Annotated in this window: 23 protein-coding genes; 19 read left to right on the top strand and 4 right to left on the bottom strand. The window is 40.2% G+C overall.

All coding sequences use genetic code 11. The features are described from left to right. Positions 1-46: 46 nt before the first annotated feature. The 3 genes from O3633_RS02085 to O3633_RS02075 all read left to right on the top strand — a co-directional run bounded on the left by O3633_RS02085 (position 47) and on the right by O3633_RS02075 (position 4,707). Positions 47-2,593, top strand: coding sequence for a M1 family metallopeptidase (locus O3633_RS02085; protein WP_371620205.1), 2,547 nt, complete (start codon positions 47-49; stop codon positions 2,591-2,593). 115 nt (positions 2,594-2,708) lie between these two features. Further along, a complete protein-coding gene (locus O3633_RS02080; RefSeq protein WP_000590624.1) occupies positions 2,709-3,380 on the top strand; it encodes a response regulator transcription factor in 672 nt (223 codons plus the stop codon). Next, complete coding sequence (locus O3633_RS02075) at positions 3,373-4,707, top strand: sensor histidine kinase (RefSeq protein WP_371620204.1); 1,335 nt, start codon at positions 3,373-3,375, stop codon at positions 4,705-4,707. The genes O3633_RS02080 and O3633_RS02075 overlap by 8 nt, the downstream gene beginning before the upstream one ends. Positions 4,708-4,816: 109 nt before the next feature. On the opposite strand, the gene O3633_RS02070 is transcribed toward O3633_RS02075, so the two are convergent. Further along, positions 4,817-5,092, bottom strand: a complete 276-nt coding sequence (locus O3633_RS02070; RefSeq protein WP_001145234.1) for a DUF3270 family protein — start codon at positions 5,090-5,092, stop codon at positions 4,817-4,819. Positions 5,093-5,230: 138 nt separating this feature from the next. Here O3633_RS02070 and O3633_RS02065 point away from each other — a divergent pair, with 138 nt between their 5' ends. From O3633_RS02065 to O3633_RS02025, 9 genes are all read left to right on the top strand, one after another. Further along, positions 5,231-6,160: a peptidase U32 family protein gene (locus O3633_RS02065; RefSeq protein ID WP_371620203.1), complete on the top strand. Its 930-nt coding sequence runs from the start codon at positions 5,231-5,233 to the stop codon at positions 6,158-6,160. Between the two features lie 106 nt (positions 6,161-6,266). Next, positions 6,267-6,950: a ribose-5-phosphate isomerase RpiA gene (rpiA, locus tag O3633_RS02060; RefSeq protein ID WP_371620202.1), complete on the top strand. Its 684-nt coding sequence runs from the start codon at positions 6,267-6,269 to the stop codon at positions 6,948-6,950. Between the two features lie 12 nt (positions 6,951-6,962). Next, positions 6,963-8,174, top strand: coding sequence for a phosphopentomutase (locus O3633_RS02055; RefSeq protein ID WP_371620201.1), 1,212 nt, complete (start codon positions 6,963-6,965; stop codon positions 8,172-8,174). A 1-nt stretch (position 8,175) separates the two neighbouring features. Beyond that, the gene (locus O3633_RS02050; protein WP_371620200.1) at positions 8,176-8,733 is read left to right on the top strand and encodes a DUF1697 domain-containing protein; all 558 of its coding nucleotides are present in this window, start codon (positions 8,176-8,178) and stop codon (positions 8,731-8,733) included. Next, positions 8,733-9,542, top strand: coding sequence for a purine-nucleoside phosphorylase (locus O3633_RS02045; protein ID WP_371620199.1), 810 nt, complete (start codon positions 8,733-8,735; stop codon positions 9,540-9,542). Before O3633_RS02050 ends, O3633_RS02045 begins: the two co-directional genes overlap by 1 nt. Before the next feature lie 4 nt (positions 9,543-9,546). Then, positions 9,547-10,782 carry a chloride channel protein gene (locus tag O3633_RS02040; RefSeq protein ID WP_371620402.1) on the top strand — a complete coding sequence of 412 codons (1,236 nt, stop codon included), beginning with the start codon at positions 9,547-9,549 and terminating at the stop codon, positions 10,780-10,782. Continuing rightward, complete coding sequence (locus tag O3633_RS02035; protein ID WP_006147328.1) at positions 10,779-11,489, top strand: type 1 glutamine amidotransferase; 711 nt, start codon at positions 10,779-10,781, stop codon at positions 11,487-11,489. The genes O3633_RS02040 and O3633_RS02035 overlap by 4 nt, the downstream gene beginning before the upstream one ends. 409 nt (positions 11,490-11,898) lie before the next feature. Further along, positions 11,899-12,609, top strand: a complete 711-nt coding sequence (gene deoD / locus O3633_RS02030; protein WP_045763751.1) for a purine-nucleoside phosphorylase — start codon at positions 11,899-11,901, stop codon at positions 12,607-12,609. Positions 12,610-12,838: 229 nt separating this feature from the next. After that, positions 12,839-13,570, top strand: coding sequence for an NAD-dependent protein deacylase (locus O3633_RS02025; protein WP_371620198.1), 732 nt, complete (start codon positions 12,839-12,841; stop codon positions 13,568-13,570). Between the two features lie 230 nt (positions 13,571-13,800). On the opposite strand, the gene O3633_RS02020 is transcribed toward O3633_RS02025, so the two are convergent. From O3633_RS02020 to coaA, 3 genes are all read right to left on the bottom strand, one after another. Further along, positions 13,801-14,313 (bottom strand): DNA topology modulation protein, encoded by a 513-nt coding sequence (locus O3633_RS02020; protein ID WP_371620197.1) that lies wholly within the window; start codon positions 14,311-14,313, stop codon positions 13,801-13,803. 64 nt (positions 14,314-14,377) lie between these two features. Beyond that, entirely contained in the window at positions 14,378-14,626 is a 249-nt protein-coding gene (rpsT, locus tag O3633_RS02015) for a 30S ribosomal protein S20 (protein ID WP_029689628.1), read from the bottom strand. A 52-nt stretch (positions 14,627-14,678) separates the two neighbouring features. Further along, positions 14,679-15,599 carry a type I pantothenate kinase gene (gene coaA / locus O3633_RS02010; RefSeq protein WP_371620196.1) on the bottom strand — a complete coding sequence of 307 codons (921 nt, stop codon included), beginning with the start codon at positions 15,597-15,599 and terminating at the stop codon, positions 14,679-14,681. Positions 15,600-15,800: 201 nt separating this feature from the next. On the opposite strand from coaA, the gene O3633_RS02005 reads away from it, so the two are divergent. The 7 genes from O3633_RS02005 (at position 15,801) to O3633_RS01975 (ending at position 20,831) form a co-directional block, all read left to right on the top strand. Continuing rightward, a complete protein-coding gene (locus O3633_RS02005) occupies positions 15,801-16,205 on the top strand; it encodes a hypothetical protein (protein ID WP_371620195.1) in 405 nt (134 codons plus the stop codon). A 168-nt stretch (positions 16,206-16,373) separates the two neighbouring features. Next, entirely contained in the window at positions 16,374-16,652 is a 279-nt protein-coding gene (locus tag O3633_RS02000; protein ID WP_371620194.1) for a 1,4-dihydroxy-2-naphthoate prenyltransferase, read from the top strand. Between the two features lie 107 nt (positions 16,653-16,759). Next, positions 16,760-17,350: a class I SAM-dependent methyltransferase gene (locus O3633_RS01995; protein ID WP_371620193.1), complete on the top strand. Its 591-nt coding sequence runs from the start codon at positions 16,760-16,762 to the stop codon at positions 17,348-17,350. Further along, positions 17,347-18,630 (top strand): pyrimidine-nucleoside phosphorylase, encoded by a 1,284-nt coding sequence (locus O3633_RS01990; protein WP_371620192.1) that lies wholly within the window; start codon positions 17,347-17,349, stop codon positions 18,628-18,630. The genes O3633_RS01995 and O3633_RS01990 overlap by 4 nt, the downstream gene beginning before the upstream one ends. Positions 18,631-18,647: 17 nt before the next feature. Beyond that, positions 18,648-19,310: a deoxyribose-phosphate aldolase gene (gene deoC, locus O3633_RS01985; protein ID WP_049530808.1), complete on the top strand. Its 663-nt coding sequence runs from the start codon at positions 18,648-18,650 to the stop codon at positions 19,308-19,310. Then, entirely contained in the window at positions 19,297-19,686 is a 390-nt protein-coding gene (locus O3633_RS01980; protein ID WP_049530806.1) for a cytidine deaminase, read from the top strand. The genes deoC and O3633_RS01980 overlap by 14 nt, the downstream gene beginning before the upstream one ends. 89 nt (positions 19,687-19,775) lie before the next feature. After that, positions 19,776-20,831, top strand: coding sequence for a BMP family lipoprotein (locus O3633_RS01975; protein WP_049530804.1), 1,056 nt, complete (start codon positions 19,776-19,778; stop codon positions 20,829-20,831). Positions 20,832-20,956 lie beyond the last annotated feature (125 nt).

Raw genomic sequence — 20,956 nt, 5'->3', positions numbered from 1 at the left:
GTTTGAACTAGAGCATTTGCTCAGAAATATAGAATAGGAGAAAATGATGCAAGCAGTAGAACATTATATCGAAACATTTGTTCCTGAACATTATGATTTGTTTTTAGACTTGAGTCGTGAGACCAAGACGTTTTCAGGAAAAGTAACCATTACCGGTCAAGCTAAAATTGACCGTATTTCCCTTCACCAAAAAGATTTGGAAATTGCTTCAGTTGAAGTAGCAGGTCAAGCTCGTCCATTTACAGTTGATAACGAAAACGAAGCTCTTCATATCGAACTTGCAGAAGCAGGTTTAGTTGAATTGGTTATTGCTTTTTCAGGTAAAATCACAGACAACATGACAGGAATCTACCCATCATACTACACAGTTGATGGTGTTAAGAAGGAAGTCTTGTCGACTCAGTTTGAGAGCCACTTTGCCCGCGAAGCCTTCCCATGTGTGGATGAGCCAGAAGCTAAAGCAACCTTTGACCTAGCTCTTCGTTTTGACCAAGCAGAAGGCGAACTTGCCTTGTCTAACATGCCTGAGATTGACGTTGAAAATCGCAAAGAAACTGGCATCTGGAAGTTTGAAACGACACCTCGTATGTCTTCTTACTTGCTAGCTTTCGTAGCTGGTGATTTGCAAGGGGTAACTGCTACAACTAAAAATGGTACCTTGGTAGGTGTTTACTCAACCAAAGCCCATCCACTTTCAAACCTTGATTTCTCATTAGACATCGCTGTTCGTTCTATCGAATTTTACGAAGACTACTACGGAGTCAAGTATCCAATCCCTCAATCTCTTCATATCGCCCTTCCTGACTTCTCAGCAGGTGCTATGGAAAACTGGGGTCTCGTAACCTACCGTGAAGTCTACTTGGTTGTTGATGAGAATTCTACCTTTGCCAGCCGTCAACAAGTAGCCCTCGTCATTGCTCACGAGCTTGCTCACCAATGGTTCGGTAACCTTGTAACTATGAAATGGTGGGATGACCTCTGGCTCAATGAAAGCTTCGCGAACATGATGGAATACGTCTGTGTGGATGCCATCGAACCAAGTTGGAATATCTTTGAAGATTTCCAAACAGGTGGAGTACCTCTTGCTCTTGAACGCGATGCGACGGATGGCGTTCAATCTGTTCACGTTGAAGTCAAACACCCAGATGAAATCAATACGCTCTTTGATGGAGCTATCGTCTATGCCAAAGGAAGTCGCCTCATGCACATGCTTCGTCGTTGGTTAGGGGATGCTGATTTTGCCAAAGGTTTGCATGCTTACTTTGAAAAACACCAATACGGAAATACCATTGGTCGTGACCTTTGGAATGCTCTCGGACAAGCATCTGGTCGTGATGTAGCAGCCTTCATGGATTCTTGGTTGGAACAACCTGGTTATCCAGTCCTTACTGCCACAGTTGAAAATGATGTATTGAAGATTTCGCAAAAACAATTCTTTATCGGTGAACACGAAGATAAGAACCGACTTTGGGTAGTGCCACTCAATAGCAACTGGAAAGGTTTGCCTGATACACTTGAAACTGAAAGTATCGAAATCCCTGGTTATGCTGCGCTTCTTGCTGAAAACAAAGGAGCCCTTCGTCTCAACACTGAAAATACAGCCCACTACATTACAGACTATCAAGGTCAATTACTTGATGCTGTGCTTGCAGACCTAGTAGAACTTGATAACACAAGTAAGCTTCAAATCGTCCAAGAACGTCGTTTGCTTGCTGAAGCAGGGCACATTTCGTACGCAGACTTGCTTCCAGTAGTGGATCAATTGGCTAAAGAAGAATCTTATCTCGTTGTTTCAGCAGTTTCTCAAGTTATTACAGCCCTTGAACGCTTCATTGATGAAGGAACAGAGGCAGAAAAAGCCTTTAAAGCCCTTATTGCTAAACTGGCTCGTTACAACTATGACCGTCTTGGCTTTGAAGCTAAAGAGGGTGAATCTGATGAAGATGAATTGGTTCGTCAATTAACAATTTCCATGATGATTCGTTCAAATGACGAGGAAGCCAGTCAAGTTGCTAGCCAAATCTTCGCATCCCATAAAGAAAATCTTTCAGGACTTCCAGCAGCTATTCGCTCACAAGTTCTTATCAATGAAATCAAACATCATGAGACTAAGGAATTGGTCGCAACCTATCTCGAACTTTATACTCATGCGACAGATGCAGCCTTTAAACGCCAGTTGGCAGCTGCTCTTGCCTACAGTACAGATGCGGATAATATCCAAATCTTGATTGCTTCTTGGAAGGACAAATTTGTGGTAAAACCACAAGACTTGTCAGCTTGGTACTTCCAGTTCTTAGGTCATCAAGCAACTCAGGAAACAGCTTGGTCTTGGGCGCGTGAAAACTGGGCTTGGATTAAGGCAGCCCTTGGAGGAGATATGAGCTTTGATAGCTTTGTTATCCTTCCTGCCCATGTATTTAAGACAGAGCAACGCTTGGCGGAATACAAGGAATTCTTTGAGCCACAACTTTCTGACCTAGCTCTTAGCCGTAACATCGGTATGGGAATCAAGGAAATCGCAGCACGCGTTGAATTGATCAAGCGTGAAAAAGCAGCAGTTGAAGCAGCTGTTGCTCAATATAGCAAAGCTTAAAAGATTCTAGTCTAACTAGATTACAAAAACTCAACTTTCTCTTGGAAAAACAAGGGAAGTTGAGTTTTTTTTAAGATATTTTTGCTATAATAGGTATAATAAGGAGGAATTTTTGATGATCAAGATTCTATTAGTGGAAGATGACCTAGGCCTTTCAAATTCAGTCTTTGACTTTCTGGATGATTTTGCGGATGTCATGCAGGTTTTTGATGGTGAAGAAGGTCTCTATGAGGCTGAAAGTGGCGTTTATGATTTGATTCTATTGGACTTGATGTTGCCTGAAAAAAATGGGTTCCAAGTTTTAAAAGAATTGCGTGAAAAAGGCATTTCGACTCCTGTTCTGATCATGACAGCCAAGGAAAGTCTTGATGATAAGGGACATGGATTTGAGCTTGGGGCTGATGATTATCTAACCAAACCATTCTATCTGGAAGAGCTCAAGATGCGTATTCAGGCGCTTCTCAAACGTTCTGGCAAATTCAATGAAAACACCCTCTCTTATGGTGATTTGACAGTTAATCTATCTACCAATGAGGTTAGAGTTAATGATACTGTTGTTGAACTATTAGGTAAAGAATTTGATCTTTTGGTTTATTTCCTCCAAAATCAAAATGTTATCTTACCAAAAACACAAATTTTTGACCGTTTGTGGGGATTTGACAGTGACACAACCATCTCCGTGGTAGAAGTCTATGTATCAAAAGTTCGTAAGAAATTAAAGGGCTCAGTCTTTGCTGAAAACCTCCAAACCTTGCGTAGTGTTGGGTATATTTTAAAACATGTTTAAAAAAATTAAAAAGAATTGGTATGAGGAGGATTTTAGTTACTTTATTCGTAACTTTGGAGTATTTACTCTGATTTTCTCCGCTATGACCTTGATTATCTTACAGGTTATGCACTCCAGTCTCTACACATCGGTGGATGAAAAACTCTTATCACTGAGCAAAAATCCTCAGGACGTTATTCAATTGGCAGTCAATCGTGCAACTGAGGACGTTAAGGATTTAGGTAGTGCCAATGTTACTCCAGCTTCTGATAAAAAACCTACAGTCAGTTCTAATACGGAAGTAATTTTATTGGACTCTAGTTTAAATCAACTAGTAGCTGGAAATCGCTTTTTAGGTCTTGATAGGGTTACATTTAATAAAAAGGATTTGAATCACATTCGACAACTTCATGTTCAGAATAGCTATGGGCAGGATGAGATTTATCGAGTGATTCTGACTGAGATGAATATTGAATCTGTCTCGACCAATATTAAGTATGCAGCTGTTTTGATGAATACCAGTCAGCTAGAGCAAATCAGTCAAAATCATGAGCAGTTAATCGTAGTAGTCATGGCCAGCTTCTGGATTTTATCACTCATAGCTAGTCTTTATCTTGCTCGCGTTAGTGTCAAACCCTTGCTTGAAAGTATGCAGAAGCAGCAGAGTTTTGTCGAAAATGCCAGTCATGAGCTACGTACTCCACTTGCTGTTCTTCAAAATCGCTTGGAAACTCTTTTTCGAAAACCGGAAGCTACTATTATGGAATCTAGCGAGAGTATTGCTTCTAGTTTAGAAGAAGTTCGAAACATGCGCTTTTTAACAACCAATCTCCTCAATTTAGCTCGTCGCGATGATGGTATCAATCCTGAACTAGGAGAAGTACAGCCAGACTTCTTTAACACAACCTTTACCAACTATGAGATGATCGCATCTGAAAATAACCGCGTTTTTCATTTTGAAAATCGCATCCATCGGACCATCATAACAGACAAACTTCTTCTTAAGCAACTGATGACTATCTTGTTTGACAATGCTGTCAAGTATACCGAAGAAGAAGGAGTTATTTATTTTGTCATCGCTGCGACAGAGCGTAATCTCTATTTGTCAGTGGCTGATGATGGAATCGGTATTTCTGCAGTAGATAAAAAGAAAATTTTTGATCGCTTTTACAGGGTTGATAAGGCTCGTACTCGGCAAAAAGGTGGTTTTGGGTTAGGCTTATCCTTAGCCAAACAGATTGTCGATGCTCTTAAAGGGACCATCAGTGTCAAAGATAACAAACCTCATGGTACGATTTTTGAAGTAAAAATCGCTATCCAAACACCATCCAAGCGTAAAAATAAATAAGAAAAGGCTGTGACTTAGAAAGCGGTAGACCAAGTATCGCTTTTCTAGTCGCAGCTCTTTAGCTATCGTAGAAAAAATAGGTCGGGACAAAAATCCCGACCTTTTGAATCTAATATAATTTCTTCTTAATCATTGAACGTTGAACGTTTGATGCTGCTAAACTCAAGGCAATTGCTAGGCTAAAAGCTAAGACTGTATTGAACTTGAGGGCTAAAAAGATAAAGCTAAACAAGGCCAAAAAGACGCAAAAACAAGCAATGTTTACAAAGAAAAGAACTTCCTTCAAACTAGCAACGGAAGTGGTTTCTGGAACATAGTCTTGGTATAGCGTTGTTTGAGTTTCCTCTTCTTCAAACTCATACGGTTGATATTTTCTTACGGGCATGATTCTCTCCTTAACAGTACTCTTTCATTTTACCATTTTTCAAGAAAAAAATTATTACAGTAAGGTTACAAAAAGAATAAGTAAATTTATCATTTTAGGGAATAGCTGATTTTTCAGAAATGTGGTATAATTTTTCTTATGGAAAAGATTATTATTACAGCAACTGCTGAAAGCATTGAACAAGTAAAAGAATTACTAGAGGCGGGAGTTGACCGCATCTATGTCGGTGAGAAAGATTTTGGACTTCGCCTACCAAAAACTTTTTCTTATGATGAACTGAGAACCATCGCTGAGCTGGTTCATGATGCAGGTAAGGAACTGATTGTAGCGGCTAATGCCCTCATGCACCAAGATATGATGGATCGTATCAAGCCCTTCCTTGATTTCTTGGAAGAAATTAAAACAGACTACATTACTGTTGGGGATGCGGGTGTTTTTTATGTTGTCAATCGTGATGGTTATTCTTTTAAAACCATCTATGATGCCTCAACGATGGTAACTAGCAGCCGTCAGATCAATTTCTGGGGACAAAAGGCTGGCGCTTCTGAGGCAGTATTGGCTCGTGAAATTCCATCAGCTGAACTTTTTAAAATGCCTGAAATTTTGGAAATTCCTGCTGAGGTTTTGGTTTACGGTGCTAGTGTCATCCACCACTCTAAGCGTCCACTCCTGCAGAATTACTATAATTTTACTCAGATTGATGATGAAAAAACACGTCAACGCGACCTCTTCTTAGCAGAGCCTAGTGATCCAGATAGTCACTACTCAATTTTTGAAGACAATCATGGAACTCACATTTTTGCCAATAACGACCTCGATCTGATGACCAAATTGCCAGAGTTGGTAGAGCATGGTTTCACTCATTGGAAACTAGAAGGACTTTATACTCCAGGTCAAGATTTTGTTGAGATTGCAAAGCTCTTCATCCAAGCCCGTAGCTTGATTCAAGAGGGAAGCTTTACGCATGACCAAGCCTTCTTGTTGGACGAGCAAGTCCGTAAACTCCATCCCAAAAATCGTTTCTTGGATACTGGATTTTACGACTATGACCCTGATATGGTTAAGTAAACATCACAAAACCCGAAATAAAATGTTCGGGTTTTTCTAGTACAAGGATGAATTTAAAGCGTATTCATGTTATAATAGAAGTAGCTTTTTGTTTGGAGGTGTTTAAGTGGAAAATCTGAAAAAAATAGCAGGCATCAAGGCTGCTGAGTTCGTAACCGATGGAATGGTTGTAGGACTTGGAACAGGCTCGACTGCCTATTATTTCGTAGAGGAGATTGGTCGTAGAATCAAGGAGGAAGGACTTCAAATTACAGCCGTAACGACCTCGAGCGTAACGACAAAACAGGCACAAGGATTGAATATACCGCTTAAGTCTATTGATGAGGTGGATGAGGTTGATGTGACTGTTGATGGAGCTGATGAGGTGGATCGTCAGTTTAATGGTATCAAAGGAGGCGGTGGTGCACTTCTAATGGAAAAAGTAGTTGCGACACCAACTAAACAGTATATCTGGGTGGTAGATGAGAGCAAGATGGTTGAGAAACTGGGCGCTTTCAAACTACCTGTCGAAGTTGTCCAATACGGAGCAGAACAGGTTTTCCGTCGTTTTGAAAAAGCTGGTTATAAGCCAAGTTTTCGTGAAAAAGATGGCCAACGCTTTGTGACGGATATGAAAAATTTCATCATTGACCTTGATTTAGATGTTATTGAAGATCCGATCGCTTTTGGTCGTCAATTGGATCTTCAGGTTGGTGTTGTTGAGCACGGTTTATTTAATCAAATGGTTGATAAAGTGATCGTTGCAGGACAAGCTGGCGTTCAGGTTTTAACTTCAACAAAAGGGAAATAAAGGAGGCAAATGATGTCAAAATTTAAACGTATTCACTTGGTGGTACTCGATTCTGTAGGAATCGGTGCAGCACCAGATGCTCATAACTTTGTCAACGCTGGTGTTCCTGATGGTGCATCAGACACGCTTGGACACATTTCAAAATCAGTAGGTTTGAATGTACCGAATATGGCTAAGATTGGTCTTGGGAACATTGAACGTGAGACAGCACTTAAAACCGTTCCCGCAGAAGAAAATCCTAGCGGTTACTACACTAAACTTGAGGAAGTGTCACTAGGGAAAGACACTATGACAGGTCACTGGGAAATCATGGGGCTTAATATCACTGAACCTTTCGATACTTTCTGGAATGGATTCCCAGAGGAAATCCTTACTAAAATCGAAGAATTTTCAGGACGTAAGGTTATTCGTGAAGCCAACAAACCATACTCAGGAACAGCTGTCATCGATGACTTCGGACCACGCCAAATGGAAACTGGGGAATTGATTATCTATACTTCAGCTGACCCTGTTTTACAAATTGCTGCCCATGAAGACATCATCCCTTTGGATGAACTCTACCGTATCTGTGAATACGCTCGTTCTATTACCCTTGAGCGTCCTGCCCTTCTAGGTCGTATCATTGCTCGTCCATATGTTGGTGAGCCTGGAAACTTCACACGTACGGCTAACCGTCGTGACTTGGCTGTATCTCCATTTGCCCCAACTGTTTTGGACAAGTTGAACGAAGCTGGTATCGATACCTATGCAGTTGGTAAGATTAACGATATCTTCAATGGTGCAGGTATCAACCACGATATGGGTCACAATAAGTCAAATAGTCATGGAATTGATACACTATTGAAGACTATGGGACTTCCTGAATTTGAAAAAGGGTTCTCCTTCACAAACTTGGTAGACTTTGATGCTTTATATGGACACCGTCGTGATCCACACGGCTATCGTGATTGTTTGCATGAGTTTGATGAGCGCTTGCCAGAAATTATGGCAGCAATGAGAGAAGACGATCTTCTTTTGATTACTGCTGACCACGGAAATGACCCAACCTATGCTGGTACTGACCATACTCGTGAATATATTCCACTTTTAGCATACAGTCCATCCTTTAAAGGCAATGGATTAATTCCAGTTGGACACTTCGCTGACATCTCAGCAACGATTGCAGAGAACTTTGGTGTTGAAAAAGCCATGATCGGTGAAAGTTTCTTAGATAAATTAGTTTAAGATGATTCGCTACGCTCTACTTGTTAGGGGAATTAATGTCGGTGGAAAGAACAAGGTGGTCATGGCTCAATTGCGTCAAGAATTGACGGAGTTGGGATTAGAAAATGTAGCAACCTACATCAATAGTGGCAATATTTTCTTTAATAGCATTGTGCCTAGAACTAAATTAATAGAGAATTTACAGGCTTTCTTTGAAAGACGCTATCCATTTATTCAGAGTTTTTCCTTGCTGAGTCTTGAAGACTATGAAAAGGAGCTTAGAAATCTTCCTGATTGGTGGAATCATGCGATGGCTCGAAAGGATGTGCTCTTTTACACTGAGAGCTTGGATGTGGATCAAGTCATCAAGAAAGTGAACAGTTTGGAACTGGTCGATGAAGTGCTTCATTTTGGGAAATTAGGGATCTTCTGGGGTAAATTGTCAGAAGCTAGCTACTCTAAAACAGCTTATCACAAGCACTTGCTTAAGATGCCTTTCTATCGCAATATTACCATTCGTAACGCTAATACCTTTGACAAAATTGGTCAATTTTTAAAACATAAAGAAGGAGATACCTAATGACATTATTAAATAAAATAAATGAAACAGCAGCATTTTTGAAGGGCAAAGGAATCGAAGCTCCTGAGTTCGGTTTGATCCTTGGTTCAGGTCTTGGAGAATTGGCTGAAGAAATCGAAAATGCAGTCGTAGTAGACTACTCTGACATTCCAAACTGGGGTCAATCCACAGTAGTCGGACATGCTGGGAAATTGGTTTATGGTGATCTTGCTGGACGTAAAGTCTTGGCTCTTCAAGGTCGTTTCCACTTCTACGAAGGAAATCCTCTTGAAGTGGTGACTTTCCCAGTTCGTGTCATGAAAGTTTTGGGATGTGAAGGAGTGCTTGTAACCAACGCTGCTGGAGGTATCGACTTCGGTCCTGGTACCTTGATGGCTATTACTGACCACATCAATATGACTGGTCAAAACCCATTGATCGGTGAAAACTTGGATGACTTTGGTCCTCGCTTCCCTGATATGTCTAAGGCTTATACGCCAGAATATCGTGCAGTAGCTCATCAAGTGGCTAAAAAACTCGGTATCAAGCTTGATGAAGGTGTCTATATTGGTGTAACCGGTCCAACTTATGAAACACCTGCAGAGATCCGTGCCTATAAGACATTGGGAGCAGATGCTGTCGGTATGTCAACTGTTCCTGAAGTCATCATTGCGGCTCACTCTGGTTTGAAAGTTCTTGGTATTTCATGTATTACCAACTTTGCGGCTGGTTTCCAAGAAGAGCTCAACCACGAAGAAGTAGTGGAAGTGACAGAACGCGTCAAAGGCGACTTCAAAGGCTTGCTAAAAGCTATTCTTGCTGAACTCTAATCCAATGGAAGCACGACTCCAAGTCCTGCCCTACGGGTGGCGTCTGGTTTTAGCGACTTTCGCTTTGGGAATAGGAACGGGTCTAGTCGGAACTACCTGCCATTATCTACTGGAAGGTGTGCAATGGCTAGCCTTTGGTCAAGACGGATCAGATTTGCTCCAACAATTCAAACAAGCTGGAGGACTCCGTAGATTTATCGTTCTATCTGTGACAGGGATTTTGGCAGCATGGTTCTGGTATGTCCTACAACGGCGTTATAAAATCCTTTCCATTCGAAGTCAAATTGACCTGGTTGGAGATAAAGAACCAGCGCTCCTAGCCCATCTACTTCATGCAGTCATGCAAATCGTGATTGTTGGAGCAGGTGCTTCGGTCGGGAAAGAAGCAGCTCCACGCGAGGTTGGTGCTCTTATAGCTGGCCGTTTGGGAAAAATATTGTCTTTGACTATTAAAGAGCGAAGAGTTTTGATTGCCTGTGGAGCAGGAGCCGGCTTAGCTGCGGTTTATCAGGTTCCCTTTGCCAGTAGCTTATTCGTCTTTGAGACCTTAGGACTTGGTTATAGTTGGCAAAATATTCTTCTAGTTTTGGCAAGTACCTATTTGGCAAATTGGATTGTTCAGCCTATTGTTGGTCATGCTGTCCTCTATCACCTGCCCCCAGTTTCTTGGTCGTTCAACAGTTTCTTTCATGCTATTTTGATTGCTCTCTTGGTTACTCCGCTAGCTCTGGTCTTTTCTTACTTAACCAAACGAGCTAGTCACAAACGTCGTAAGGATGAGACGATTCTTTGGGCTCTTCCTCTTGCTTTTCTAGTACTAGCGAGCCTGGCATTCTTTTTTCCTGTCTTTATGGGAAATGGTCAGGTACTAGCTCAAGCCTTGTTGTCTAACCAACCGATTCCTTATCTTCCATTAACTCTTGCAGTTAAGGGGCTTTTGGTTTATCTCTTCTTGCGCAATGGTGCCTATGGGGGAACCTTGACCCCATCATTTGCTTTAGGAGTTGGAGCAGGCTATCTTGTGACTTTGATCTTTGCAGCAGTTGGTATTCATCTGAATCCAACTCTGGGAATGTTACTAGGAGCGACAGTCTTTTTGGGGACAACCTTACAAGCGCCTTTGACGGCTATTGCCTTAAGTATTGGCTTTACTGGACAACCTTGGAGTTTGACAATCCAGCTTGTACTTGCTGCTGGAGTGTCTTACATGATTCGAAAGAGATGGGAGAAGAAAAGATGAAGGTACATTTTGTACTACATGAAACATTTGAAGTACCGGGCGCTTATCTAAAATGGGCGCAGGAGCGTGGTCATCAGGTGACTACAACCAAGGTTTATGAAAAAGAACTTCTTCCGAAAACTATTGATGGGATTGATTTTCTGATTGTTATGGGTGGTCCTCAATCTCCTGATGAGGATAGAGAAAACTTTCCCTACTATGACCCTAAGGCTGAGCTTGCTTTTATGAAAGAGGCGATTGCTGCAGATATCTATATTGTTGGTGTCTGTCTTGGTGCTCAGCTCTTGTCTGTTGCTTATGGCGCAGAGTATGAACATAGTCCAGAGCGTGAGATTGGTGTTTTTCCAATAACGCTAACTGAAGCTGGATTAAAAGACAATCATGTCAAAGTTTTTGGACAAACTTTAAATATCGGCCACTGGCATGGAGATATGCCGGGATTAACAGAGGATGCTGTCGTCCTTGCGACCAGTCAAGGTTGTCCACGTCAGATTATTCGCTTTAGTCCTAAACACTATGCTTTCCAAGCTCATTTGGAATTTGATCCAGAAGCCGTCGATCTCTTGATTGCTGCGGATGGTGAAGAAGTCTTGGAAGAACAAAGCAAAAAATTGACCTATGTTCAAAAGCCTGAAGCTATTCGTAACTATGATTATCGAGAAATGAATGCAAAACTCTATGCATTTTTGGATTCATTAACAAATTAAAAATAACAGAAAGGTAGAGCGTGTGTTTAGATTTGAACACGAGCGGAAAGCTTTTCTAAAAACTCAGAAGAGAAGGGGAGTTCGGGTTTGAATTGAAGCCGGTCTAATCTTCTCAATATTATCAAAATTAAGAAAGAAAGGAATTGAACCCACCCTAAAAGCAGTTGGAAAAAGATAGTTGGTCTAGCGAGCATCACTCACTGCGCCCAACTCCTATTTTCCCTTTGCTTTTTGACGGGTTTGGTATCTTTCCACGTATCACTTTTAGAATAAAGAAAGGTAGAGCATGTGTTCAGATTTGAACACGAGCGGAAAGCTCGGAAAATAGATAATCTGACTGAGAAATCAGGATTTCTTGTCAGATTCCTAATTTTCAGTCGCTTTCTGGTCGCTCTTTGTATCATAAACTATGTCTATCCATATTGCTGCTAAGCAGGGTGAAATTGCTGATAAAATTCTTCTTCCTGGGGATCCTCTTCGTGCGAAGTTTATCGCTGAGAATTTTCTTGAAGACGCTGTATGCTTCAATGAAGTCCGTAACATGTTTGGTTACACTGGGACTTACAAGGGCCATCGTGTATCTGTCATGGGAACAGGGATGGGAATGCCATCAATCTCCATATATGCGCGTGAATTGATTGTCGATTACGGTGTGAAAAAATTGATCCGTGTCGGCACAGCCGGTTCATTGAATGAGGATGTTCACGTTCGTGAGTTGGTCTTGGCACAAGCAGCTGCTACCAATTCAAATATCATCCGCAACGACTGGCCTCAATACGATTTTCCTCAAATTGCTAGCTTTGATTTGCTAGATAAAGCCTACCATATTGCCAAAGACCTCGGCATGACTACTCACGTAGGAAATGTTTTGTCATCAGATGTCTTTTACTCAAACTATTTTGAAAAGAACATTGAACTTGGTAAATGGGGAGTTAAAGCTGTGGAAATGGAAGCGGCAGCCCTATACTACCTTGCAGCTCAACATCATGTTGATGCCCTTGCTATCATGACTATTTCAGATAGTTTGGTTAATCCAGATGAAGATACAACTGCAGAAGAACGTCAAAACACCTTCACTGATATGATGAAGGTTGGTTTGGAAACATTGATTGCTGACTAAAGGTAGGCTATATTCAGAATGATTTCTCTTGTTCTCAAAATGATAACCACCAACAATGAATCAATCCTGAAATAGGTAAGAATAAGGAAATTGAAGAAAGCCTAATTGTGTCAAAGGACCGAGACTAGTCAGTTTAATATCTAAATCATAATCAAATGAAGTTGGAAGCCAAGTTGACAAGAAGTCAAGGCTTTCAACTTTTTAACTTGGAAATTCCTAGGAGTACAAAATGGATAAAATTGAACAACTACAAGGTATTATTGATCAAAGTCAGAAAATTGTCTTTTTTGGTGGTGCGGGGGTTTCTACAGAGTCTAATATTCCAGATTTTCGTAGTTCAGATGGTGTCTATAGTCTGAAACTAGGGCGCCATTTTACTGCTGAGCAACTTGTTTCACGCACTATGTTTGAGCGCTATCCAGAGGATTTTTTTGATTTCTACAAAAAGTATCTGGTCTATCCAGATGCCAAGCCGAATTTAGCACATGATTATCTAGCATCGTTGGAAAAAACAGGCAAATTAAAGGCGATTGTGACGCAAAATATCGATAGCCTCCATGAAATGGCAGGATCTCAGAAAGTTTTGAAACTGCATGGTAGTGCAGATCGTAATTACTGTTTGGGCTGTCATCGCTTTTATGATTTGACTGCCTTTTTGGAACTTGAAGGTCCAGTTCCCTACTGCTTAGATTGTGGCAAGGTGGTCAAACCTGACGTAACCCTTTATGAGGAAGCGCTAGATATGGATGTATTTAGTCGCGCAGCTCGAGCCATTCAGCAAGCAGATTTGTTGATCATTGGTGGAACTTCCTTAGTTGTTTACCCTGCAGCTAGCCTCATCAATTATTTTTCAGGGTCAAATCTTGTCGTTATCAACAAGTCCAGCACTCCTCAAGATAGCCAAGCTGATTTAGTTATCGAAGGGAAGATTGGAGAAGTTTTTTCTAAATTGAGACAATAAAAAACTGAAAGAAGTAGAACTATACTTCCTTCAGTTTTTTTGTATCACGAACTCAGAAACTATGAACAAGATTCTCTTCATTTCTAGGGGAATTTTATTGTTGATTTATAAATTGCTCGAGTTATTTTTAATTGTTGAATAAAAGGAAAAAAGGAAGACTTTCTGGATGAAAAACTTCCTTTTTTAGTCAATCAGTACATGCTGATTTTAATGAAATGCTACTATATTGTTTACTTTTTTAAAGATCGCAAAAAACAATCAATCTCTGCTTGAGAATGGAGAATATGCATCTTTTCTGGGTAAGTATTGTTTAAGTATTGGTATCTATCCTTAGCATTTTTTGTTCGACCATCCCAGAGAATCCAACGAATAAATTCCCAGTTGAATTGCTCGGGGCATCCCTTAGCCATACTTTCTCTCACCTTCCCTCTATATTTTAAATAGCGCTTAAAGGCTCTTAGCAAACAATTCCAAGCAGAGAAGTTTAAAAAGATGATCTGGTCAGCTTGCTCCATTCTTTCCTCATAACAACACCAAGAGTAGTTGCCATCAATGACCCAGTTTTCGTTTTTGACTAGAAAAGTTTTCATTTCGTTCAGCATCCAGTCACGGTCACTATCTTGCCACCCTGGCTGAAATTGGAGAGTATCTATATGAAGTTTGGGGATAGAGTAGTGCCTAGCTAGTTTTTCTGCCAGAGTGGATTTGCCTGATCCAGAATATCCAATGATAGCTATTTTCATAATAACCTCCAGAAAATGTGCACAAAAAAAGCTCCGAGGAGCTCATTTTGTATGCAGTTAATGATTAACCAAGTTTAGCTGCAAGACGTGCTTTATCACGGCTAGCTTTGTTTTTGTGGATCAAACCTTTAGTTTCTGCTTTATCGATAGCTGAGCTGGCAGCACGGTAAAGTTCTTCAGATGGGTTTGCTTCAAAAGCTTTGATAGCAGTACGCATAGCTGATTTTTGAGCTGAGTTCTTTTCGTTTTGTTTAACGTTCAATTCAGCGCGTTTGATAGCTGATTTAATGTTTGCCAATGTTCTTACCTCCATTTTTACTAACTATACCATTATATCTGAAAACTTACGTTTTGACAAGGGAAAATTATTTTTTTAAGTAAATTTCATTAATTTCGTGATTTTTAGATTTATGGAGAATGACCTCTGCACGATTTCGTGTCGGTTCAATGTAATTCTGGAGATTGGTTAGGTTGATACTGGTCCAAACTTGATGGGCAAAATCCTTGACTTCGCTAAGAGGAAGTTGAGTGAAACGGTAGTAATAGTTACTTGGATCATCTTGAGCAAAGCTAAGAAGTTTTAAGAAACGATCCAAATACCAGCTTTCAATGTCTTCGACAGCGGCATCGACATAGATTGAAAAGTCAAAGAAATCAGTAATATAGAGACGTGCATTGTGAGGATTTTGGAATACGTTGATTCCCTCAACAATGACAAAATCAGCGGCTTCTACTCGTTGTTTTTGACCTGACACAATATCATAGATTTCATGGGAATAAACTGGGATATCAACATCCTGCCCATTTTTGAGTTGGTCTAGGAAATTGAGCAAAGCTTCCATGTCGTAGCTCTCAGGAAAACCCTTGCGGTTGAGAATGTCTTGCTCCATTAAGACACTGTTTGGGTATAAAAAACCATCCGTAGTAACCAGTTCAACACTTGTTCCAGGGACTATACGAGAAAGCAAAATTTGCAAGAGACGACTAGTAGTTGACTTACCTACGGCAACACTTCCTGAAACTCCGATAATAAAGGGCTGTTTTTTGCTCTCTCTTTGAAGGAAAATGCCTTTTGAAAAGGCGAGGTCTTCTTTGGAACGTTTGTAAATCTGAATCAGATGTGCCAGTGGCAGATAGATATCAGTAACATCTTGTAGGCTAATCTGGTCATTGAAACTCTTGATTGAATCTAATTCTTCCTCGGTCAAGGGAGGAGTTGTTTTGCGATGCAAGGATTGCCAAGTTTTGCGGTTTATCTTTTCAAAATGTAAAAATTCGTTGGTCATTTGTTTTCCCCTAGATATTTTGTCTATCATACCATAAAAAGCTAAAAAAATGAAGCGGTTTCTTGAATGTGGTAAGTCAGTAGTATATACTATAAGTAGGTAGAGGATGAACAAATTATTGATGAAGTAGGAGCTGGTTTCTCCTGATTTTATCAGATAATAAAGGGGGCTTTTTAGTTCACAACTTATAGGAGGTGTACTATGAAAATCTTAAAAAGTTACATATTGGAACTCTGTTTTATTTTAAGTTTTGCTTTACCTTTTATAAAAGGAGCCAATGCAGATAATGGTAGACGTTTTGTGGAAATCTATTACGGTTTTACTTTTTTGATGGATCATGCTATTGTAACAGCTGTCTTTATCTGTTCGCTCTTAATTGCTTTCTTACTAAAAAAACGGTGGACGAAATGGCTTGCTGCTAGTAGTTATCTATTTTTGATTTTGTGGATTGCTACAGAGGGTTATTTATTCCGCATGTCAATAGAAGATTTGATACGACTGTGGACAAGTTTGGAAATCCTAACAAAAACTTATCAGTTGGGCTTTTATTTAAACATCTTATTGGGAATACTGTTGATAATTAAGTATTTGAAGGTAAAGCAATAGTAATCAAAATGCGTCTGATTTTAGACAATAAATTTGTTGTTTTATCCTGACTGTTATATCTTGTAGCTCCCAATGACTTGTCATTCGTTTCCAATAATTGATTGAGATTGAAGAATAGCGCTTTCTTTGTTAAAATCTAAGAGGGAAAACCTATAAAGGAGGACTAAGATGAAAGCTAGATTAAGAGAAAAAACGCTGGTTTTTATCAGCCTATTTGTAGTTGTTTTATGGTTATCACCTAACTGGGTGAATTTTTCCTTTTCAATAGGACCTTACTCCTATAACTGGACTATTTTTGTCCTTTTTATCTTATTGCCACTCATAGGACTTGGCTACCTTGTGTTAGCTTTCTTTAAAAGAAAGTGGTGGCTCTTCTTTTTTGGTTTAGCTTGTATCTTTGCTTTTCCGATTACCATGGCAGTGGGGAGCTTTTTACTAGGTCCCTAATGTTAATCCGAATTTATATTATTTTTGAAAAAATACAATGTGATTTAAGGGCTTGATACCTTTGCAAACGATTTACAAATAACTTATTTTTATGGTAAAATAGTGTCATGAGTAAAATGTATTATGCAGAAAATCCAGATGCAGCCCATGATGTTCATGAGCTTAGAGTTGAGCTACTTGGGCAAAAGATGACCTTTTTGACGGATGCAGGTGTCTTTAGCAAAAAAATGATTGACTTTGGAAGTCAGTTGTTGTTAAGATGCCTTGATGTTGAAAAAGGTGAAAAAATTCTTGATGTTGGTTGTGGCTACGGTCCAATAGGCTTGTCTTTGGTTAAGGCTTATGATGCCCAGGCGACTATGGTGGATATCAATAATCGTGCCCTGGATTTAGCCCAGCAAAATGCAATGAAAAACAAGGTTCAAGCGACTATCTTCCAGTCTAATATTTATGAGCAGGTAGAAGGACAATTTGACCATGTCATTTCGAATCCACCCATACGTGCAGGCAAGCAAGTAGTTCACGAAATCATCGAAAAAAGTATAGACTTTTTAGTAGATGGTGGAGATTTGACGATCGTTATCCAGAAAAAACAAGGAGCCCCAAGTGCCAAAAGTAAGATGGAAGATGTATTTGGCAATTGCGAGGTTGTAAAGAAAGATAAGGGATATTACATCCTTAAAAGTGTAAAAGAATGAGAACAGTAGATCTAATCCAGAAAAAAAGAGACGGGCAAGAACTCAGTTCGAACGAAATCCAATGGTTGATCGAAGGCTATGTGGCAGGAACTGTTCCTGACTACCAGATGTCAGCATTTGCCATGGCAGTTTACTTCCAAGGAATGACCACGAGAGAAATTTCTGATTTAACCATGAATATGGTTAAGACAGGCCAGGAGTTTGATTTGTCAGCTATAGATGGTGTCAAGGTTGATAAACACTCTACGGGTGGTGTTGGTGACAAGGTAACTTTAATCCTAGCACCCTTGGTAGCCAGTTTTGATGTCCCAGTTGCTAAGATGAGTGGTCGAGGTTTGGGACACACAGGTGGAACAATTGATAAATTAGAGTCCATTAAAGGATTTCAAGTAGAGCGAAGTCAAGATGATTTTATCAAACAAGTCCAGAATATTGGGGTTTCAGTTATTGGGCAATCCGATCAACTGGTTAAGGCTGACAAACTTCTCTATGCCCTTCGTGATGTGACGGCAACAGTGGATACCATTCCCTTGATTGCTAGTTCAGTCATGAGTAAAAAAATTGCAGCTGGAGCTGATGCTATCTTACTTGATGTAACAGTGGGTGAAGGTGCCTTTATGAAGACAGTTGATGAGGCACGTCAACTGGCTCAAACCATGGTGAATCTTGGGAAAGCTGTTGGTCGCAAGACAGTAGCAGTCATTACGGATATGAGTCAACCTTTAGGACGTGCCATTGGGAACCGTTTGGAAATTCTAGAAGCACTAGAAATTCTTCAAGGTAAAGGCCGTCAAGATATTAGTCACTTTATCTGTGAGTTAGCTCAGATTATGCTTTCTCTGGCAAATGTTGAAAAAACAGTCGAGGAAGTAAGGCAACATCTTGAAAATGGGCAGGCCCTCAAGAAATTTGAAGAGATGGTTCTAGCTCAGGGTGGAGACCTAGAAGACCTCTATCGTCCAGTAAAAGTTGACCATGTAGTTGATATTCCTGCTCAAGAAGACGGACTTATCGCAGAACTTCCAGCCAAGGAGTTTGGTCTTTTTGCTATGAGATTGGGTGCTGGTCGTGCCGTTAAAACAGATGCTCTTGACTATGAGACAGGGATTGTTTTTGAGAAGAAAGTTGGAGAATCAGTCAAAAAAGGTGAAATTGTCGCAAAAGTATATGCAAATGGCAAAATTTCTCCGGAACTAGTTACAGATTTCCAAAAATATGTTAAAATTAAAATGAGTGATGAAGTGATAAAATCGCGTGAAATCATCGAAATTATCTCCTAATTTAAGGAAAATCCGAAATGAAATTAAATAAATATATTGATCATACGCTTTTAAAGCAAGATGCGACCGAACAACAAATCGATCGTTTGCTATCTGAAGCAAGAAAGTACGATTTTGCCAGTGTTTGTGTCAATCCTTGCTGGGTTTCGAATGCAAAAACTGCACTCGTAGATACTGATGTCAAGGTTTGTACAGTAGTAGGATTCCCTCTTGGAGCTACAACTTCAGCTGTCAAAGCTTATGAAACCAAAGAAGCAATCCAAAATGGTGCTGATGAAATTGATATGGTTATCAATGTTGGTGCACTCAAATCAGGAAATGCTGCATTAGTTGAGTCAGATATTCGAGCTGTTGTTGAAGCAAGCGGAGACAAACTGGTTAAGGTTATTATCGAGACTTGTTTGTTAACTGATGAGGAGAAAGTTTTGGCTTGCCAACTCGCTCAAAAGGCAGGGGCAGACTTTGTCAAGACATCAACAGGCTTCTCAACAGGTGGTGCAACCCTACCGGATGTTCAATTAATGCGCCAGACAGTTGGACCTGATATGGGGGTTAAGGCTGCTGGTGGAGCTCGTTCTTATGCAGATGCAGTCGCCTTTGTTGAAGCTGGAGCTACTCGTATCGGAACATCTTCTGGTGTAGCAATCTTAAAAGGAGAGTTAGCAGATGGCGACTACTGAGTTGATTGACTTAGCGATTAAGACTAGTAAAAACGCCTATGTACCCTATTCACATTTTCCGATTGGTGCTGTTTTGGTTGCCAAGGACGGTAGTGTTTATACAGGATGCAATATTGAAAATGCTAGCTACCCCTTGACCAACTGTGGTGAGAGAACAGCTATTTTTAAAGCTATCTCCGAAGGACAACGTGAGTTTTCAGAGTTGATTGTTTACGGTCAAACTGAGAAACCTATTTCTCCTTGTGGAGCTTGTCGCCAAGTTATGGTCGAATTTTTTGAACAAGATCTAAAGGTGACTCTAGTTGCCAAAGATAAATCGACGGTCGAGATGACGGTCGGGGAATTACTTCCATACTCATTTACAGACTTGCATTAGTCTGCGTCACTCTTTGAGTGACAAGGTCCTTGTGGCCAATCAATCCATACTTGCAACTTCGTTGCGCATCTTATTTAGGAGGTTCAGTAATGAACAAGAAACAATGGCTAGGCCTTGGTCTAGTTGCAGTAGCAGCATTTGGACTTGCTGCATGTGGTAATCGCTCTTCTCGTAACGCAGCTTCTTCATCTTCTGATTTGAAGACTAAAGCAGCTATCGTTACAGATACTGGTGGTGTTGACGACAAATCATTCAACCAATCAGCTTGGGAAGGTCTTCAAGCTTGGGGTAAAGAACACAACCTTTCAAAAGACAATGGTTACACTTACTTCCAATCAACAAGTGAAGCTGACTACGCTAACAACTTGCAACAAGCAGCTGGAAACTACAACTTAATCTATGGTATTGGTTTTGCACTTAAAAATGCAGTTGCAGATGCTGCAAAAGAACATACAGACTTAAACTATGTTTTGATTGACGATGTGATTAAAGATCAAAAGAATGTTGTAAGTGCTACTTTTGCTGATAACGAAGCAGCTTACCTTGCAGGTGTGGCTGCAGCTAAAACTACAAAAACTAAACAAATTGGTTTTGTAGGTGGTATGGAATCTGAAGTTATCTCACGTTTTGAAGCTGGTTTCAAAGCAGGTGTTGCCTCTGTTGACTCATCTATCAAGGTTCAAGTAGACTATGCTGGTTCATTTGGTGATGCTGCTAAAGGTAAAACTATCGCTGCTGCTCAATACGCAGCTGGTGCAGACGTAGTATACCAAGTAGCTGGTGGTACTGGTGCGGGTGTATTCTCAGAAGCTAAATCTTTGAATGAAAGCAAAAACGAAGGCGAAAAAGTTTGGGTTATCGGTGTAGACCGTGACCAAGCAGAAGAAGGTAAATACACTTCTAAAGATGGTAAAGAATCAAACTTCGTACTTGCTTCTACTTTAAAACAAGTTGGTACAGCTGTAAAAGACCTTGCCAACAAAGCTGAAAAAGGTGAATTTCCTGGTGGTCAAGTGATCGTTTACTCATTGAAGGATAAAGGGGTTGATCTAGTAACAACTAACCTTTCTGAAGAAGGTAAAAAAGCTGTTGAAGATGCAAAAGCTAAAATCCTTGATGGAAGTGTAAAAGTTCCTGAAAAATAATGGATGAAAGTCATTTCTTAGGGGAGCGGCCTGTGGCCGCTTCTTTAAGAATTGAGACAAATTGTTTTGTCTCAATAGAGCTTGCTAAATCTCTTTAGCAGGTTTTATTGAAATAAAATAAAACT

The organism is Streptococcus sp. 27098_8_22 (assembly GCF_041432415.1).
Taxonomy (GTDB): Bacteria; Bacillota; Bacilli; order Lactobacillales; family Streptococcaceae; genus Streptococcus; species Streptococcus pseudopneumoniae_M.
The sequence above is the reverse complement of the archived record's forward strand: the minus strand, read 5'-3'. Positions and strand labels throughout refer to the sequence as shown.

Excerpts from the sequence above, each read along its gene's own strand:
- O3633_RS02085 (WP_371620205.1), top strand. The coding sequence starts at position 47 with ATGCAAGCAGTAGAACATTATATCGAAACATTTGTTCCTGAACATTAT.
- O3633_RS02080 (WP_000590624.1), top strand. The coding sequence starts at position 2,709 with ATGATCAAGATTCTATTAGTGGAAGATGACCTAGGCCTTTCAAATTCA.
- O3633_RS02075 (WP_371620204.1), top strand. The coding sequence starts at position 3,373 with ATGTTTAAAAAAATTAAAAAGAATTGGTATGAGGAGGATTTTAGTTAC.
- O3633_RS02070 (WP_001145234.1), bottom strand. The coding sequence starts at position 5,092 with ATGCCCGTAAGAAAATATCAACCGTATGAGTTTGAAGAAGAGGAAACT.
- O3633_RS02065 (WP_371620203.1), top strand. The coding sequence starts at position 5,231 with ATGGAAAAGATTATTATTACAGCAACTGCTGAAAGCATTGAACAAGTA.
- O3633_RS02055 (WP_371620201.1), top strand. The coding sequence starts at position 6,963 with ATGTCAAAATTTAAACGTATTCACTTGGTGGTACTCGATTCTGTAGGA.
- O3633_RS02050 (WP_371620200.1), top strand. The coding sequence starts at position 8,176 with ATGATTCGCTACGCTCTACTTGTTAGGGGAATTAATGTCGGTGGAAAG.
- O3633_RS02045 (WP_371620199.1), top strand. The coding sequence starts at position 8,733 with ATGACATTATTAAATAAAATAAATGAAACAGCAGCATTTTTGAAGGGC.
- O3633_RS02040 (WP_371620402.1), top strand. The coding sequence starts at position 9,547 with ATGGAAGCACGACTCCAAGTCCTGCCCTACGGGTGGCGTCTGGTTTTA.
- O3633_RS02035 (WP_006147328.1), top strand. The coding sequence starts at position 10,779 with ATGAAGGTACATTTTGTACTACATGAAACATTTGAAGTACCGGGCGCT.
- deoD (WP_045763751.1), top strand. The coding sequence starts at position 11,899 with ATGTCTATCCATATTGCTGCTAAGCAGGGTGAAATTGCTGATAAAATT.
- O3633_RS02025 (WP_371620198.1), top strand. The coding sequence starts at position 12,839 with ATGGATAAAATTGAACAACTACAAGGTATTATTGATCAAAGTCAGAAA.
- O3633_RS02020 (WP_371620197.1), bottom strand. The coding sequence starts at position 14,313 with ATGAAAATAGCTATCATTGGATATTCTGGATCAGGCAAATCCACTCTG.
- rpsT (WP_029689628.1), bottom strand. The coding sequence starts at position 14,626 with ATGGAGGTAAGAACATTGGCAAACATTAAATCAGCTATCAAACGCGCT.
- coaA (WP_371620196.1), bottom strand. The coding sequence starts at position 15,599 with ATGACCAACGAATTTTTACATTTTGAAAAGATAAACCGCAAAACTTGG.
- O3633_RS02005 (WP_371620195.1), top strand. The coding sequence starts at position 15,801 with ATGAAAATCTTAAAAAGTTACATATTGGAACTCTGTTTTATTTTAAGT.
- O3633_RS02000 (WP_371620194.1), top strand. The coding sequence starts at position 16,374 with ATGAAAGCTAGATTAAGAGAAAAAACGCTGGTTTTTATCAGCCTATTT.
- O3633_RS01995 (WP_371620193.1), top strand. The coding sequence starts at position 16,760 with ATGAGTAAAATGTATTATGCAGAAAATCCAGATGCAGCCCATGATGTT.
- O3633_RS01990 (WP_371620192.1), top strand. The coding sequence starts at position 17,347 with ATGAGAACAGTAGATCTAATCCAGAAAAAAAGAGACGGGCAAGAACTC.
- deoC (WP_049530808.1), top strand. The coding sequence starts at position 18,648 with ATGAAATTAAATAAATATATTGATCATACGCTTTTAAAGCAAGATGCG.
- O3633_RS01980 (WP_049530806.1), top strand. The coding sequence starts at position 19,297 with ATGGCGACTACTGAGTTGATTGACTTAGCGATTAAGACTAGTAAAAAC.
- O3633_RS01975 (WP_049530804.1), top strand. The coding sequence starts at position 19,776 with ATGAACAAGAAACAATGGCTAGGCCTTGGTCTAGTTGCAGTAGCAGCA.